Raw genomic sequence first — 14,501 nt, 5'->3', positions numbered from 1 at the left:
AAAAACAGGTGTACAAAATGAACAAGATCAAAGTCCTGATTTGCGACGACTCCGCGCTGATCCGCAGCGTGATGAGCGAGATCATCAAGGGCCAGCCGGACATGGAACTGGTGGGCGTGGCGCCCGATCCGCTGGTGGCGCGCGACCTGATCAAGCAGACCAACCCGGACGTGCTGACGCTGGACGTCGAAATGCCGAAGATGGACGGCCTCGACTTCCTGGAGCGCCTGATGCGCCTGCGGCCGATGCCGGTGGTGATGGTCTCTTCGCTGACCGAGCGCGGCTCGGAAATCACGCTGCGTGCGCTGGAACTGGGCGCGGTCGATTTCGTCACCAAGCCCAAGATTTCGATCCAGTCCGGCATGCGCGAATACGCCGACCTGATCTCCGACAAGATCCGCGCCGCCTCCAAGGCCCGGGTCCGCGCCCGCACCCTGCCTGCTGCCGGCGCGGCAGGCGAGGGCGGCACGACGCTGCCGCAATTACGGAACCCACTGATGTCTTCGGAAAAACTGATTATTGTCGGCGCGTCAACGGGCGGCACGGAAGCCATCCGCGAATTCCTGATGCAAATGCCGTCGGATTGCCCGGGCATCCTGATCACCCAGCACATGCCGGAAGGCTTTACCAAATCGTTTGCCAAGCGCCTCGATTCGCTGTGCAAGATCTCGGTGATGGAAGCGCAGGGCAATGAGCGCGTGCTGCCGGGCCACGCCTATATTGCGCCGGGCCATTCGCACCTGTTGCTGACCCGTTCCGGCGCCAACTATATGACCAGGTTGGACCAGGGCGAGCCGGTCAACCGACACCGCCCTTCAGTCGACGTGCTGTTCCGTTCCGCAGCCCAGAATGCCGGCAAGAACGCGGTTGGCGTGATCCTGACCGGCATGGGCAAGGACGGTGCAGTGGGCATGCTGGAGATGAAGAACGCCGGGGCGTATAATTTCGCGCAGGACGAAGCTAGCTGCGTGGTGTTCGGCATGCCGCGCGAGGCGATTGCCGTTGGTGCAACGCATGAAGTTGGCGCATTGCAGGCGCTGCCCGGCATGGTATTGGGTTATCTTGCGCAGCATGGCTCGCGTGCATTGCGCGTTTGACACGTGATTGAGAGTTTTGGGGTAGTTAGTTCGCCTTGGAGCAACGAAAATGCTATCCTACAACTTGCTGGGTACACCACTTTAATTAATAACCGCGTAAGTAGAAACAACGGAGCAATTCATGGCTGATCCAAAGATGAAATTTTTGGTTGTTGACGATTTCTCGACGATGCGCCGCATCGTGCGAAATCTCTTGAAGGAACTGGGTTATGCCAACGTGGACGAGGCGGAAGATGGCGTGATGGCGCTGGCTAAGCTGCGCGCGGAGCAATTCGACTTCGTGGTGTCCGACTGGAATATGCCGAATATGGATGGCCTGACCATGCTGCAGAACATCCGTGCCGACCCCGCACTGGCCAAACTGCCGGTGTTGATGGTGACCGCCGAGGCCAAAAAGGAAAACATCATCGCGGCTGCGCAAGCAGGCGCCAACGGCTATGTGGTGAAGCCGTTCACCGCAGCCACCCTGGATGAAAAGCTGAACAAGATTTTCGAAAAGCTCGGCGCTTGATCCCGGCTTCCCAAGTAATTCGCGGCGGCGGCCCTGGCCGCCGCCGTTCTATCCCGAGTCAAGCATAAGACCACGTATGCATCAGACACATTTCCTGGTTCGTGAACCCCTGCTCGATCCCGAGCAGCGCGTGGTCGGCTACGAACTTACATGGCAGCAGGAAGCTGTTTCCCATGTCCCCACCCTGGAAGAGCTGGAAGGCCTGGTCGGCTTCGTCGCCAGCCAGGTAAACCATCCTGAGCACGGCTGGCTGCTCAAGCAGAAAACCCTGTTCCTGCAAGCCGTGCCGGGCATGCTGTCGACCGATTCGATGTTCGACCTGCCGCCCGAGCATACGGTGCTGTCGCTGAAGACCTCCGAGCTTGCCAATCCAACCACCCTGGCGGCGGTGCAGGGCTTGCGTGCCGGCGGTGTCGGCATCTTGCTGCGCGAAGCCGACCTGGCGCGCGTAGGCAGCCGCCTGGGCACGATTTGTTCGTATGTCGAAGTACGCTTTACCGGCGCCGACGTGGCCGCGCAGGCGCGCGCCTATTCGCTGCTGAAGACGTCCAATATCCGCATGGTGGGCCGTCCGGTCAGCACCTGGTCCGATTTCGACGCCTGTGCCGCGCTCGGGCTGGACGCCTTTGTCGGCAAGCTGCACCTGACGCCGCGTCCGGGCAGCGAAGGGCAGGGCTTGAATCCTTCGCAGACCATCATTCTGCAACTGATGCAGATGGTGAACGCCAATGCCGACGTGGCTCAGCTCGAAAGCGTGCTGAAGCGCGATGCGGCCCTGTCGTACAAGCTGCTGAAGTACATCAACTCGGCCGGTTTCGGTGCTGGCCGCGAAGTGCAGTCACTGAAGCAGGCCATCCAGCTGCTTGGCTACCAGCCGATGTACCGCTGGCTGACCCTGTTGCTGGCGACCGCTTCCACCTCCGGCTTCTCGCCGGTGCTGCTGGAAACGGCCGTGGTGCGCGGCCGCCTGGCCGAGCTGCTGGGCCAGAAGGCGCTGGGCAAGCAGGATGCTGAAAACATCTTCGTTGCCGGCATGTTCTCGCTGCTGGACCGCCTGCTGGGCATTCCGATGAAGGATGTGCTGCAAGAGATCCAGTTGAACGACGAAGTGGTGAAGGCGCTGCTCACCCGTGGCGGCAAATACGGCCCGTTCCTGGCGCTAGCCGAGGCTTGCGAACTGAATTCGAACCTGGTCAGCTCGCTGGCCGATTCGCTTTCGCTGTCGCCCGAGGACGTCAACAAGGCCCACCTGTCGGCCCTGGCCTGGACCCAAAGCGTCACCACGTAAGCGGGAGGCGCGACCTGGATGGCTTGCTGCGCTTCGGCCAGGCCGGCGCTTACTGGCGGCGGAACGGTTGCAGCACTTCTTCGACGATGTGGACGTGCGCAGAGAGAGCGATTGCCTGCCCCAGGCCATAGGCGGTCGGCCCGATCTTTCTCGCGCTGAATGCGCCGCAGCCGTGCAGCTTGAACTTTTCCTCCAGGTCGAGGAAGAAGTAGCGCTGCTCGTCCACGGGTAGTTTCACCAGATCCAGGATCACTTCTCCATCGCCCATCAAGAACAGCACCGGCGTGCTGGGCAGCGTGTAGTCATGCAGTAGCTGATGATGCAACACGGCTTCCTGCGGCACCGGGCGGAACGATTCGCCTCCCTCAAGCAGCAGGTTGGCGTATGGGATTTGCACGCGGACTTTCAGGCCGGTACGCGTTGGGTAGCTGATGCTGATATCCGCGTCGTAATACGCGTTGACTGTACCGATGCGCACGATTGCCGAGCCGCGCTGGCAGAACTGCACCTGCTGGCTCGTTCCCGGCAGGCGGTGGCCTTTCCCGTCGCGCATCACCAGGTCGGGCGGCAATGCATTTCCCGGGCCAAGAACACGATGCTGCTGCAATACCTTGATCAGGGCTTCGTAGAGGCGCACGGTCCGCTGGTGGATGACGTGATCGCCCCGGGACGAGGCATGCGTGCCGTCTTTATTGCGACCCGACATGAGCGGGGGAATATTGCTGCCGCGTCGATGCGCGTCGAGGAAACTGGCCGCGTCGGCCACAAGGGCCTGCAAGCGGTCGGCAGAGAACAAGCGCAGCAGGCCGTGCGCTGTGAGTGGCCCGCCGCAGATCGTCGCCAGGTTGCGTTCAATCGCATGCGCCATGCCGGAATCGACGTCCCCGTCGCTCAGCAGGTCGGCCATGATGGCATGGACTTCGGCGCGTGATTGGCTTGACATCTCGGCTGCCCGCAGCGCTGCCGCCAGCTTGCGGCACTCTTCGGGAATGCCATCCAGGCTGGCTTCCGCAATGAATTCGCGCTCGATGGTGGCGCAGCAGCCGCAATCGTCGAGCGCGGCCTGGTAGCGGTTGGCGGTGCGCAGGTCGATGCCGCGCTTGACTGTCAGCGAAGACATCGCCAGTGCGCGCTCGGCTTCGGCAGCGCCGCAGCCCAGCAGGGAAGCCAGGCGCGCGACGGTTTCAGCCAGGCCGGCTGCTGCGCGGCGGCCGCGCAGGGTAACGCTGAAGGTCGTCACCGACCGGTCAGATTTCGAGGTTGTCGATCAGGCGGGTGGTGCCGAGTTTGGCGGCGGCCAGCACCACCAGCTTTTCGCCTTGCGCGAGGTCGCCGGCGTTAGGCGGTTGCAGGTCATTGCGCTTGCGGATCGAGATGTAGTCAGGCTTCCAGCCGCGGGCGGCCAGTTCGTCCATCGCCTTGTGTTCCAGTTGGAACACGTCGAGGTGGCCGCCGCGTACTTCGTCTGCCACCTGGTTCAGGGCACGGTACAGCGCCGGCGCTTCGGCGCGTTCATCGGCCGACAGGTACATATTGCGCGAGGACAGGGCCAGGCCATCGTCGGCCCGGTAGGTTTCGGCGGCAATGATCTCGGTCGGCATGCCGAGCTGGCGCGCCATGTTCCGGACGATCATAAGCTGCTGGTAGTCCTTCTTGCCGAACACCGCTACCTTCGGCTGCACACAGGAGAACAGCTTGGTCACCACGGTGCACACGCCACCGAAGAAGCCAGGGCGGAATTCGCCTTCCAGGGTATTGCCCAGGCCATCCGGCGGCTGCACGCGGTACTCCTGCGGCTCCGGGTACATATCCTTTTCGGTGGGCGCGAACAGCACGTACACGCCTTCCTTCTCCAGTTTTTCCACGTCAGCCTGGAAGGTGCGCGGGTATTTGTCGAAGTCCTCATTCGGGCCAAACTGCAGGCGGTTCACGAAAATGGATGCCACGACCGGGTCGCCGTGCTTGCGGGCCAGGCGCATCAGCGACAGGTGGCCCTCATGCAGGTTGCCCATGGTAGGCACGAAAGCAGTACGTAACTGGCCACTGAGCTGGTCGCGCAGTTCTTCGATATTGGAGATGATTTTCATAGTTTTTAGTCAGGCAGGCGAATACGCAAGACGCACGTAAATTGGTGCGAACGGCTCCGCCTGGGTAATTTCAATCAGGGTTTCCTTGGCCAGCTCCAGCATCGCCACGAAGTTCACCACCACCACCGGCGGCGGCGATTCCGGGTTGAACAACTCGGTGAATTCGATGAAGCGGCTCGATTGCAGCTTGCGCAGGATGGAGGTCATGTGCTCGCGCACCGACAGCTCCTCGCGGGTGATCTTGTGGTGCTGCTTCAGCGTGGCGCGCTTCATCAACATGCGCCAGGCGTCCTGCAGGTCGACCACTTCAACCTCGGGCCAGGTAGGCACCAGGCTTTGCTCGATGAAGATCTGGGTGCGCACGAAGTCACGGCCGACCTGGGGCAGGGTATTCAGGTCGTAGGCGGCCAGCTTGATCTGTTCGTATTCGAGCAGGCGGCGCACCAGTTCCGCACGCGGGTCATCCGCTTCCGCGTCGAGCTCGTGCTGGCGCTGCGGTAGCAGCATGCGCGACTTGATCTCGATCAGCATGGCCGCCATCAACAGGTATTCTGCCGCCAGCTCCAGGTTCGATTTGCGGATCTCTTCGACATAGCTCAGGTATTGCAAGGTTACCTGGGCCATCGGAATGTCGAGGATGTTGAAGTTCTGTTTGCGGATCAGGTACAGCAGCAAGTCCAGCGGGCCTTCAAACGCTTCGAGGATGACTTCCAGCGCATCGGGCGGGATATACAGATCGTTTGGCAGCTTGAGCACCGGCTCGCCATACAGGCGTGCAAAAGCGGCGCCTTCGGCTTCCGCCGGGGCGCTCGCATCGGGTGGCGCGTCTTCCGCGCCGCTGCCTGGTCCGCCTGCGTCAGGCGGCAAATCCGCGGCGACGGCCAGTTCAGCCTGTTCGGCCTGATCGTCCACCGCGTCTTTTGGTGACATGCTGTGTGCCGTCCCGGCTCTTATACCTTGTTCTGGTACACGTAAGCCTGTTGCTTGACGGTCGAAGCCTTGTTACGGGCCTGGTCGTCCAGCGAGGTCGAAGGCTTGTCCCACAGGATTGCGCGGCCGGCTTGCTGGCCTGCTTCCATTTCCGGGTTCTTGGCTTTCAGGTCCTTGATGAACAAGGAGTGGTCGGACTCGTATTTGTGATTCTGCTTGAGGAATTTCATATCGTGAAAATAACTGGGTTCAGCAACGGACATTTTACCGTCTTTTCTCGCTAGAAACGATGCCGGATGCCAGCTACGTAGGTATTTCCCTTGCTAGCGTTGCTAATCTTGTCGTACATCAGCACCGCGTACACGTCCGTGCGGGGCGAAAGGTTGTAATCATAGCCAGCGGCGCCGGTATCGCGATGGAATTCTGGCACCACTTTGGCCTTTTCCGTCAGGCGCGACCAGGCCACCATCCAGCGCCCCGCGCCGCCATGGGTTGGAATGGTGAAGCCAGCCTGCACCGAATGGGCGTCGCGTTCGCTGACCTTGGCCTGATGGTCGGAGTAGGAAGCAAATAGCTTGACCACTTTGAAGTCGTAGGCTGCCGCGGCAAGGTAGGTGCGCTGTTCCGGCACTGCCGCGCTCAGGCCGGGGCCAAAACGCACGTTCACGCCGCCGACCGTCACGGCCAGCTCTTTGCCGACGTATTTGGCGACGGCTGCCCAGTTATTGTTGTGCGCGCCGGGCTGCTCGCCCAGCGAATACTGGGCGACAAAGGTGGTGTCGTACACCGGGTTTGAGGCGTACTGGATCGAGTTGCTCCAGCCGGTATCGCCCAGCGTCGCATTGCCGCCGGCTGCAGTGTAAATCTGGTTGATCAGCGGCGAAAAGCGGGTCGACGGGCCGAAGGGGTTGATCTGGCCGGCGGCGACAAACAAGGGGTTGGCGATGCGGCCCATGCGCACCATGCCGAATTCGCCGGCCAGGCCGACGTTGGCATTACGCGCGAAGATGGCCTCGCCCGGAAAGCGTCCCGCTTCGCCGGTATCGCCGCGGAAGAAGCCTTCGATCTGGAACTGGGCTTTCAAGCCGCCGCCCAGCGCTTCGGTGCCGGAAAAGCCGTAGTAAGAGGTGATCATGCCGCCGCTGTTGACGGCATTGACAGCTTGCGGTGCGCTGGCCGTCGCCGTGCGGCCGGCATAGGCGTCGACCACGCCATAAATATTGACCTGGGTTTGCGCCGAAGCGGCGACGGGAAGGAGGAGGGTGATGGCTGGGAGCAGTCGTTTCATGAATACCTTCTTAATATTGTTGTTTAGGCCTTCTGCTGCGCCCCCATTGTCACTGCTGCCCAGTTCGGCGACAAGCGAAACTTCCCCGGGCGTGGGCGGGCAGCCACGCCGGTTTGCCAGCGCACAGACCTGCATCGGTGTGCGGCTCACAGTCAAGGCTCATTTCCGTTAAAGGAGGCCGCCATGGCTCAGAGCAAACAACTCAGCAAGCAGAATCGCCAGTCGGTGCAGACCGTCGAGTCCGACCAGACGGGCAATAAGAACACCGCCAAGCGCAATACAAAGAATGAAGCTTCGCGTACCAAGGCTGGCAGTGATGAAGGCGCAGGCGGCGGGGCAAAGCAGAAGGCCAAGCGCGGTTAGTTCAGAAATAGCGTATCCTTGCGGGCACAATGAAAGCCCGCACAGCAATACTCCTGACCGTTCCGCCACTGCTTTGGGCAGGGAACGCGATCGTCGGGCGCATGGTGGCGCACCAAGTGCCGCCCATCATGCTGAACTTTCTGCGCTGGGCGATTGCGTTCGTCCTGCTGCTGCCATTTGCCGGGCCGATTTTCCGCCGCGGCAGCGGGCTGTGGGCTAACTGGCAGCGCTTTACCGTGCTGGGCTTGCTCGGCATCGGACTCTATAACGCCTTGCAATACCTCGCCCTGCAAAGCTCGACCCCGATCAATGTGACGCTGGTTGCATCCGGCATGCCGGTCTGGATGATGCTGACTGGCTGGCTATTCTTTGGCGCTGGCGTATCGCGGCGCCAGGTCGCCGGGGCAGTGTTGTCGATTGCCGGGGTGCTGCTGGTTTTGGCGCGCGGCGAATGGTCGCACTTGATGGAATTGCGCCTGGTGGCGGGCGATATATTCATGATCCTGGCCACGATTGCCTGGTCTTTATATAGCTGGCTATTAACGCGCACCACCGGTCCCGCCGATATTCGTAGCCATTGGGCGAGTTTCCTTCTGGCGCAGGTGGCTTTTGGCGCGGTCTGGTCTGGATTATTTGCTGGCGGCGAGGCGATATTATCTGCCGCTGCGATTAACTGGAGCTGGGCGCTGATTGCCGCATTGGCTTATGTCGCAATTGGACCTGCAATTATCGCGTTTCGTTGTTGGGGCGCTGGCGTGCAGCAGGCCGGACCGGCGGTGGCTTCATTTTTTGTAAACCTGACGCCTTTATTTACCGCCTTGCTTTCTTCCTTGATTCTCGGTGAAGTACCGAAAATTTACCATGCGACCGCATTTATATTGATCGTCGGAGGCATTGTCATCTCCTCCGGCCGTGCGACAGTCCGGCGCTGAATCTGATAGTTTCAAATTTTCTGCCGGAGGTTGCCATGCGTATCCTCGTCTTTGCCGCGCTTGCCGCTGCTATCTCGCTTACCGCCTGCAAGAAGCCACCTCCGAAGCCGCCGCAACCCATTGTCTACGCCCCTGATGATCGCCAGACATTGGCATGATCACGCCAATGGTTGGCGTGACTACTTCTCGCAAGGAGAGGCCTCCAAAAGCGAGCAATATTCAAGCAAATGGGATTCAAGTGCAGCAAGGCGCTGCGCAGCCAACTGGCCTACTACAATAACTTCCTGTGCTGCCATCCTGGTCCAGCCGATAAAGCATTTGCGGTGCGGCGAAATTGGGAAATTCTGCGTGGCGCCAATAACTTTCGAACCCAAAATTTTTCTGATTCGCGCGCCACTGCTCCTGGCGCGTATCCCAAATGCGCATGCGTTGCAGGTCCGTGCGCCTTACAATCCAATGCGGCCAATTATATTGAGTAAGGCGCCGCCATTCGCCGTCCGCAATTTCAAAGGACCAGGAATCAATATTTTTCATGGTGGCGTGTTCAGCGCCAGTCCATATTTCTCCACCAGAGACAATAATCGTTTTTCCACCGTCGGATAAGCGGCCTGAATGGCGCGCTATCCTTCCCGGCGCCATGCCCGAAGTTTCCACTGCCAGGATTTGCATGGAGGCCAAGTCAAGCCGGTAGACCGGAGTAGCGCCGGCACTCCTCTGTTCTGGATATCCGAGGCAGCCGATGATGTAGATGGCATTTGCCGGATAGCCATAGATGGCAATCCCGCCGTCGGGCGAGGAGACTATGACGTCGTTGTAAATCTGGAAATCGGGGTCGTAAGAATCTTCATGCTCCCCAGCGATATGCACGGTACGACCGTCGGGTAGCGCGGTTTCGCTCGTCCCGAACCGCTGGAAGCACCACATTGGACCGCATTCAAATGGCGGTGGTCCACCGAATTCATTGTTGCCGCTATAGGCGTCGCGCCGGGTCTGCACCATCCATTGCCAAAGCGGATTGTCCAGCCGGGTCGGATTGATGTCCACGCTGCGAGGCGAGCGCCAGGCGCTTGCGCTCAGCCTCTTCTTCCGCCTGTGCCCGTTCTATCTGCCAGTCATCATCCATGTTTAATGTCTCAACATCCTGCGCATGACGAGCGGGGCGGGCTCGAGCGGGTTGGCGTGGGAGTACTCAAGTTCTTCGGCCAGCGTGAATTCGTAGGCGGTGTAGAAATCGATCAGCTTGGGCTGATCGTTGCGGACGGCGAGGCGCAGTTCTTCGATGCCGGCGGCCAGCGCGTGGTGGATGACGGCTTCCAGCAGGTGCTGCGAGAGATTGGTGCCGCGATAGTCGGCCACTACGCCCATGCGCAGGATTTCCCATACGTCGGGCTCCGCATCGAGCGGCAGCCAGCGCACGGAGCCGATCGGCGTTTCGCCATCGAGCAAAATAAAACCGCCGCCGTCGCGCAGGTGGTCGGCGACGTAGACGGCGGTTTCACGGTGTCCGCTGGAGGTGACGTTGACCTTGCCGGCCCACGCTTTGCGCGTGAGCTCGGCGATCAGGGGAGCATCTTCAGCGGTCGCTTCGCGAACTATTATGTCCATGCTTAGCGGACGCGCATGCCCGGCTCGGCGCCTGGCCACGGATTCAGCACGTAGATGCCAGGATTGGCTTTTTCATCCTTGGCGGATGCGGCCAGCACCATGCCTTCCGACACGCCGAACTTCATCTTGCGCGGGGCCAGGTTGGCGACCATCACGGTCAGCTTGCCGACCAGGTCTTCCGGCTTGTACATCGATTTGATGCCGGAGAAGACGTTGCGGTAGCGGCCTTCGCCCACGTCCAGCGTCAGGCGCAGCAGCTTGCCGGCACCTTCCACGTGTTCGCAGTTGACGATCTTGGCGATGCGCAGGTCGATCTTGGTGAAGTCGTCGATCGAGATCTCAGGGGACAGTTCTTCGATGTCGCCGGCAGCCGGAGCTTCAAGCGCTGGCGCGGCTTCGACGGCGGCCGCTGGCGCCGGAGCGGCGGCAGCTTGCTGCGCAGGCGCATCGAACAAGTCTTCGATCATCTTGGCGTCGACGCGGGTCATCAGGTGGCTGTAGGCGCCGATGGTACGGCCCAGCATTGGCTGCCATGCGGCGCCATTTGCGACCGAAGTTTCGGCCCAGGTGTAGGCCGCATCGTTCAGGAAGGTACGCACGTTGGCGGCCACGCCCGGCAGCACCGGCGACAGCAGGATGGTCAACTGGCGGAACAGGATCAGGGCAGCGGTGCAGACGTCATGCAGCTCGGCGACCTTGCCTTCGTCCTTGGCCAGGATCCATGGCTTGTTCTCATCGACGAAGCGGTTGGCCACGTCGGCGATTTCCATGATTTCACGCAGCGCCTTGCCGAATTCGCGCGATTCGAAGTTGGCGGCGATGGAAGCCTGGCGCTCGCTGCCATCTTCGGCCACCAGGGCCTTCTTGATCCACTCCTGCGAGGCGGCGGACAGGGACGATGCCAGCTTGCCGTCGAATTTCTTGGCGATGAAGCCCGCGCAACGGGAAGCGATGTTGACGAACTTGCCGATCAGGTCCGAGTTCACGCGTGCCACGAAGTCGTCACCGGTGAAGTCCAGGTCTTCGACGCGGGAGTTCAGTTTGTAAGCCAGGTAGTAGCGCAGCCATTCGGGATTCATGCCCAGGTTCAGGTAACGCAGCGGCGAAATGCCGGTGCCGCGCGACTTGGACATTTTCTCGTTGTTTACGGTCAGGTGGCCGTGCACCGCCACCCTCATGCGGTCGATGGTCGGGTGCTTGGCGAATTCCAGCATCGCCGGCCAGAACAGCAGGTGGAAGGAAACGATGTCCTTGCCGATGAAGTGGATCTGCTCCGTGCCCGGATCTGCCAGCAGTGCGTCGTAATCGATGCCTTTCTTGCCGCAGTAGTTCTTCAGCGAAGCCAGGTACCCAACCGGCGCGTCCAGCCAGACGTAGAAGTATTTGTTCGGTGCGTCAGGGATCGGAATACCGAAGTAGGGCGCATCACGCGAGATATCCCAGTCGGCCAGCTTTTCGCCGGCTTCGCCCAGCCACTCGGAGACCTTGTTCACCATCTCCGGCTGCAAACGGCCAGGGGTGTTCAGCCAGTCGCGCAGGAACTCGAAGCAGCGCGGGTCGGACAACTTGAAGAAGTACTGTTCCGAAGGCTTCAGGATCGGGGTGGCGTTGGTAAATACCGAGTACGGGTTAATCAGGTCGGTCGGCTGGTAAGCCGCGCCGCACACTTCGCAGTTGTCGCCGTATTGGTCCTTGGCGTGGCACTTCGGGCATTCGCCCTTGATGTTACGGTCGGCCAGGAACATGCCCTTGACCGGGTCGAAGAAACGGTCAACGGTCTTGGTCTGGATCAGGCCAGCTTCGCGCAGCTTGCGGTAGATGCCCTGGGACAGTTCCACGTTTTCCGGCGAATCGGTCGAGTACCAGTTATCGAAAGCGATATGGAAACCGTCCAGGTATTGCGGGCGGCCGGCGGCGATCTTGGCCACGAATTCCTGCGGGGTGATACCTTCCTTTTCGGCGGCGATCATGATCGGGGTGCCGTGAGTGTCATCGGCGCCTACGAAATGCACCTCGCGCAAACCGTCGCCCTCGGCCTGCATTCGCTGGAAACGGACCCAGATATCGGCCTGGATGTACTCCATCATGTGGCCAATGTGAAAGGCAGCGTTTGCGTATGGCAGGGCAGTGGTGACGAACAGCTTGCGAGTCATAATTGATGCGCTTGTAAGGTGGATAAAAAGAGCATTTTACCAGTGGATGCGCTAGACTGCGCCATCACCAATGGAGAATTGCATGAGTATCACTGTAGATGACGTCAAATCAGCACTGTCCAAAGTAATTGACCCTAATACAAACAAGGACTTTGTCTCCTCCAAATCGATTCGCAACCTGAAGGTCGAAAGCGGCGAAATCAGCCTGGATATCGAACTCGGTTACCCGGCAAAGTCGCAAATCGAGTCGCTCCGCGCCAATGTGCTGGCTGCGCTGCAGCCGTTGGGCGCCAAGGTCAACCTGAGTATCGCCAGCAAGATCATTTCCCACACCGTGCAGCGCGGCCTGAAGCTGATGCCGAATGTGAAGAATATCATCGCCGTTGCCTCGGGCAAGGGCGGCGTCGGCAAGTCGACCACCGCCGTCAACCTGGCGCTGGCGCTGGCCGCCGAAGGCGCCTCGGTCGGCGTGCTGGATGCCGATATCTACGGCCCGTCGCAGCCGATGATGCTGGGCGTTTCCGGCCGTCCCACCACGTCCGACGGCAAGACCATGGACCCGATGGAAGGCCACGGCATCCAGGTTTCCTCGATCGGCTTCCTGATCGACCCGGACGAGCCGATGGTGTGGCGCGGCCCGATGGTGACCCAGGCCTTGCAGCAATTGCTGGAGCAGACCAACTGGCGCGACCTGGACTACCTGATTGTCGACATGCCGCCTGGTACCGGCGACATTCAACTGACCCTGTCGCAGAAAGTGCCGGTAACTGGCGCCGTGATCGTCACCACGCCGCAGGACATCGCCCTGCTGGACGCGCGCAAGGGCCTGAAGATGTTCGAGAAAGTCGGCATCCCGATCCTGGGCGTGGTGGAAAACATGAGCACCCATATCTGCTCGAACTGCGGCCACGTGGAAGAAATCTTCGGCCATGGAGGCGGCGAGAAAATGTGCGCCGACTTTGGCGTTGACTTCCTGGGCGCGCTGCCCTTGAAGCTGGCGATCCGCGAGCAGGCCGATTCCGGCAAGCCGACCGTCGTCGCCGAGCCGGATGGCGCTGAAGCGGCCATTTACAAGGCGATTGCGCGCAAGGTGGCGGTGAAGGTGGCCGAGAAAGCCAAGGATATGAGCAGCAAATTCCCCAGCATCGTCATCAAGCACGACTGATGCGGCGCGCCTTCCCACGCGCGGCATTGGCCGCGATGGCCGGCCTGGCCATGCTGGCCGGCTGCTCCACGCTGACGCCGGCCGTTGATCCGGCTGCGTGGGTACCGCAGCAGCACGCCGCAACTGCCGAATTGCGTGGCCTGTCCGTCCTGAGCGACAAAGTGGCCTGGGCCAGCGGCGCCAAAGGCACTGTGCTGCGTACCGTCGACGGCGAGCACTGGGCATTGTTGCCGGTCCCTGGAGCTGAAGCTTTCGATTTCCGCGACATCGAGGCCTTTGACGCCAACACGGCCATTGTGATGGGTGCCGGCCCTGGCGCCGCATCGCGCATGTACCGCACGCGTGACGGCGGCGCCACCTGGCAGCTGCTGGTGGTGAACAAGGACGCCGAAGGCTTTTGGGATGCCATGGCGTTCTGGGATGCGCGCAACGGCATCGTTTTCGGCGATCCGGTGCGCGGTGCATTCCAGATCCTGCTGACAACGGATGGCGGCGAAAGCTGGTCGCCCGTGAATGATCCGCAGGGCCTGGCCGCGCTGCCGCAGGAAGGCGCATTCGCCGCCAGCGGCACCTGCTTGAGCGTAGGCGGGAAGGGCGACGCCTGGTTTGTAACAGGCGGCGCGGCCCAATCGCGCGTCTTCCGTTCCGTCAATCGCGGCCAGAGCTGGCAAGCGGCGGCACTGCAGATTCCTGCCGCCGCACCGAGCAAGGGCGCGTTCTCCGTAGGATTTGACGCGAAAGGGCGCGGTTTCGTGGCGGGAGGCGACTACAAGGAACCTTCGCTGGGCACATTGAACGGCGCGGTGAGCAGGGACGGCGGTGCCGGCTGGTCGCCTGCGCAGATCCTGCCGACCGGCTTCATGTCGGCTGTGGTGGCTGTGCCGGGCGTTGACGGCACCTTCGTCGCCGTGGGCCTGGCCGGCTCCGGCTACACCCGCAACGGCGGCAAAAGCTGGACAATTATCGAGAAGGAAACGAAACTGAACGCCGTTGGCTTTTCGGCTTCCGGCGCCGGATGGGCCGTCGGACCGAAAGGCCTGGTCGTCAAATACGTTGGACCCCCTCTAAGATAAGGAGACAGA

General features: G+C 61.0%; 16 protein-coding genes. 8 read left to right on the top strand and 8 right to left on the bottom strand.

Features of this window, described 5'->3' with window-relative positions; genetic code table 11:
- The first annotated feature begins 17 nt into the window (after positions 1-17).
- The 3 genes from ASD58_RS00960 to ASD58_RS00950 all read left to right on the top strand — a co-directional run bounded on the left by ASD58_RS00960 (position 18) and on the right by ASD58_RS00950 (position 2,896).
- Positions 18-1,097 (top strand): chemotaxis response regulator protein-glutamate methylesterase, encoded by a 1,080-nt coding sequence (locus tag ASD58_RS00960; RefSeq protein ID WP_057259683.1) that lies wholly within the window; start codon positions 18-20, stop codon positions 1,095-1,097.
- 121 nt (positions 1,098-1,218) lie between these two features.
- Positions 1,219-1,608 (top strand): chemotaxis response regulator CheY, encoded by a 390-nt coding sequence (cheY, locus tag ASD58_RS00955; RefSeq protein ID WP_028104141.1) that lies wholly within the window; start codon positions 1,219-1,221, stop codon positions 1,606-1,608.
- A gap of 76 nt (positions 1,609-1,684) precedes the next feature.
- Positions 1,685-2,896 carry an EAL and HDOD domain-containing protein gene (locus ASD58_RS00950; protein WP_057259131.1) on the top strand — a complete coding sequence of 404 codons (1,212 nt, stop codon included), beginning with the start codon at positions 1,685-1,687 and terminating at the stop codon, positions 2,894-2,896.
- Between the two features lie 49 nt (positions 2,897-2,945).
- On the opposite strand, the gene ASD58_RS00945 is transcribed toward ASD58_RS00950, so the two are convergent.
- Genes ASD58_RS00945 through ASD58_RS00925 form a run of 5 tightly spaced genes read right to left on the bottom strand, consistent with a single transcriptional unit; the run spans position 2,946 to position 7,201 of the window.
- Positions 2,946-4,136, bottom strand: a complete 1,191-nt coding sequence (locus ASD58_RS00945; protein ID WP_057259129.1) for a hypothetical protein — start codon at positions 4,134-4,136, stop codon at positions 2,946-2,948.
- A 7-nt stretch (positions 4,137-4,143) separates the two neighbouring features.
- Positions 4,144-4,983, bottom strand: a complete 840-nt coding sequence (panC, locus tag ASD58_RS00940) for a pantoate--beta-alanine ligase (protein WP_057259127.1) — start codon at positions 4,981-4,983, stop codon at positions 4,144-4,146.
- Positions 4,984-4,992: 9 nt separating this feature from the next.
- Positions 4,993-5,913: a ScpA family protein gene (locus ASD58_RS00935; protein WP_057259125.1), complete on the bottom strand. Its 921-nt coding sequence runs from the start codon at positions 5,911-5,913 to the stop codon at positions 4,993-4,995.
- A 20-nt stretch (positions 5,914-5,933) separates the two neighbouring features.
- Positions 5,934-6,176 carry a DUF3460 family protein gene (locus ASD58_RS00930; protein ID WP_307176623.1) on the bottom strand — a complete coding sequence of 81 codons (243 nt, stop codon included), beginning with the start codon at positions 6,174-6,176 and terminating at the stop codon, positions 5,934-5,936.
- 17 nt (positions 6,177-6,193) lie between these two features.
- Positions 6,194-7,201, bottom strand: coding sequence for a porin (locus tag ASD58_RS00925; protein ID WP_162252976.1), 1,008 nt, complete (start codon positions 7,199-7,201; stop codon positions 6,194-6,196).
- A 183-nt stretch (positions 7,202-7,384) separates the two neighbouring features.
- Between ASD58_RS00925 and ASD58_RS00920 the strand changes: the two genes are divergently transcribed.
- Genes ASD58_RS00920 through ASD58_RS32475 form a run of 3 tightly spaced genes read left to right on the top strand, consistent with a single transcriptional unit; the run spans position 7,385 to position 8,654 of the window.
- The gene (locus tag ASD58_RS00920; RefSeq protein WP_057259119.1) at positions 7,385-7,564 is read left to right on the top strand and encodes a hypothetical protein; all 180 of its coding nucleotides are present in this window, start codon (positions 7,385-7,387) and stop codon (positions 7,562-7,564) included.
- Positions 7,565-7,593: 29 nt separating this feature from the next.
- Positions 7,594-8,496 (top strand): DMT family transporter, encoded by a 903-nt coding sequence (locus ASD58_RS00915; RefSeq protein WP_057259116.1) that lies wholly within the window; start codon positions 7,594-7,596, stop codon positions 8,494-8,496.
- Between the two features lie 35 nt (positions 8,497-8,531).
- Positions 8,532-8,654, top strand: a complete 123-nt coding sequence (locus tag ASD58_RS32475; RefSeq protein ID WP_255357307.1) for a hypothetical protein — start codon at positions 8,532-8,534, stop codon at positions 8,652-8,654.
- 76 nt (positions 8,655-8,730) lie between these two features.
- On the opposite strand, the gene ASD58_RS00910 is transcribed toward ASD58_RS32475, so the two are convergent.
- From ASD58_RS00910 to metG, 3 genes are all read right to left on the bottom strand, one after another.
- Positions 8,731-9,540: a hypothetical protein gene (locus ASD58_RS00910; RefSeq protein ID WP_156401093.1), complete on the bottom strand. Its 810-nt coding sequence runs from the start codon at positions 9,538-9,540 to the stop codon at positions 8,731-8,733.
- 81 nt (positions 9,541-9,621) lie between these two features.
- The gene (locus tag ASD58_RS00905) at positions 9,622-10,101 is read right to left on the bottom strand and encodes a GNAT family N-acetyltransferase (RefSeq protein ID WP_057259112.1); all 480 of its coding nucleotides are present in this window, start codon (positions 10,099-10,101) and stop codon (positions 9,622-9,624) included.
- 2 nt (positions 10,102-10,103) lie between these two features.
- Positions 10,104-12,254 carry a methionine--tRNA ligase gene (metG, locus tag ASD58_RS00900; RefSeq protein WP_057259110.1) on the bottom strand — a complete coding sequence of 717 codons (2,151 nt, stop codon included), beginning with the start codon at positions 12,252-12,254 and terminating at the stop codon, positions 10,104-10,106.
- Between the two features lie 82 nt (positions 12,255-12,336).
- On the opposite strand from metG, the gene apbC reads away from it, so the two are divergent.
- Together apbC and ASD58_RS00890 are read left to right on the top strand one after the other, a co-directional pair.
- Positions 12,337-13,419 carry an iron-sulfur cluster carrier protein ApbC gene (apbC, locus tag ASD58_RS00895; RefSeq protein WP_057259108.1) on the top strand — a complete coding sequence of 361 codons (1,083 nt, stop codon included), beginning with the start codon at positions 12,337-12,339 and terminating at the stop codon, positions 13,417-13,419.
- Positions 13,419-14,492, top strand: a complete 1,074-nt coding sequence (locus ASD58_RS00890) for a hypothetical protein (RefSeq protein ID WP_057259106.1) — start codon at positions 13,419-13,421, stop codon at positions 14,490-14,492. The genes apbC and ASD58_RS00890 overlap by 1 nt, the downstream gene beginning before the upstream one ends.
- Positions 14,493-14,501 lie beyond the last annotated feature (9 nt).

Source organism: Duganella sp. Root1480D1 (assembly GCF_001427305.1).
Taxonomy (GTDB): domain Bacteria; phylum Pseudomonadota; class Gammaproteobacteria; order Burkholderiales; family Burkholderiaceae_D; genus Rugamonas.
Note: the sequence above shows the minus strand (reverse complement) of the source record. Positions and strands in the feature narration are given on the sequence as shown.

What these genes read in the sequence shown, in the direction of transcription:
- panC (WP_057259127.1), bottom strand. Translation starts at nt 4,983, where the DNA reads ATGAAAATCATCTCCAATATCGAAGAACTGCGCGACCAGCTCAGTGGC.
- ASD58_RS00890 (WP_057259106.1), top strand. Translation starts at nt 13,419, where the DNA reads ATGCGGCGCGCCTTCCCACGCGCGGCATTGGCCGCGATGGCCGGCCTG.
- ASD58_RS00920 (WP_057259119.1), top strand. Translation starts at nt 7,385, where the DNA reads ATGGCTCAGAGCAAACAACTCAGCAAGCAGAATCGCCAGTCGGTGCAG.
- ASD58_RS00935 (WP_057259125.1), bottom strand. Translation starts at nt 5,913, where the DNA reads ATGTCACCAAAAGACGCGGTGGACGATCAGGCCGAACAGGCTGAACTG.
- ASD58_RS00960 (WP_057259683.1), top strand. Translation starts at nt 18, where the DNA reads ATGAACAAGATCAAAGTCCTGATTTGCGACGACTCCGCGCTGATCCGC.
- ASD58_RS00925 (WP_162252976.1), bottom strand. Translation starts at nt 7,201, where the DNA reads ATGAAACGACTGCTCCCAGCCATCACCCTCCTCCTTCCCGTCGCCGCT.
- apbC (WP_057259108.1), top strand. Translation starts at nt 12,337, where the DNA reads ATGAGTATCACTGTAGATGACGTCAAATCAGCACTGTCCAAAGTAATT.
- ASD58_RS00930 (WP_307176623.1), bottom strand. Translation starts at nt 6,176, where the DNA reads ATGTCCGTTGCTGAACCCAGTTATTTTCACGATATGAAATTCCTCAAG.
- cheY (WP_028104141.1), top strand. Translation starts at nt 1,219, where the DNA reads ATGGCTGATCCAAAGATGAAATTTTTGGTTGTTGACGATTTCTCGACG.
- ASD58_RS32475 (WP_255357307.1), top strand. Translation starts at nt 8,532, where the DNA reads ATGCGTATCCTCGTCTTTGCCGCGCTTGCCGCTGCTATCTCGCTTACC.
- ASD58_RS00915 (WP_057259116.1), top strand. Translation starts at nt 7,594, where the DNA reads ATGAAAGCCCGCACAGCAATACTCCTGACCGTTCCGCCACTGCTTTGG.
- ASD58_RS00905 (WP_057259112.1), bottom strand. Translation starts at nt 10,101, where the DNA reads ATGGACATAATAGTTCGCGAAGCGACCGCTGAAGATGCTCCCCTGATC.
- ASD58_RS00950 (WP_057259131.1), top strand. Translation starts at nt 1,685, where the DNA reads ATGCATCAGACACATTTCCTGGTTCGTGAACCCCTGCTCGATCCCGAG.
- metG (WP_057259110.1), bottom strand. Translation starts at nt 12,254, where the DNA reads ATGACTCGCAAGCTGTTCGTCACCACTGCCCTGCCATACGCAAACGCT.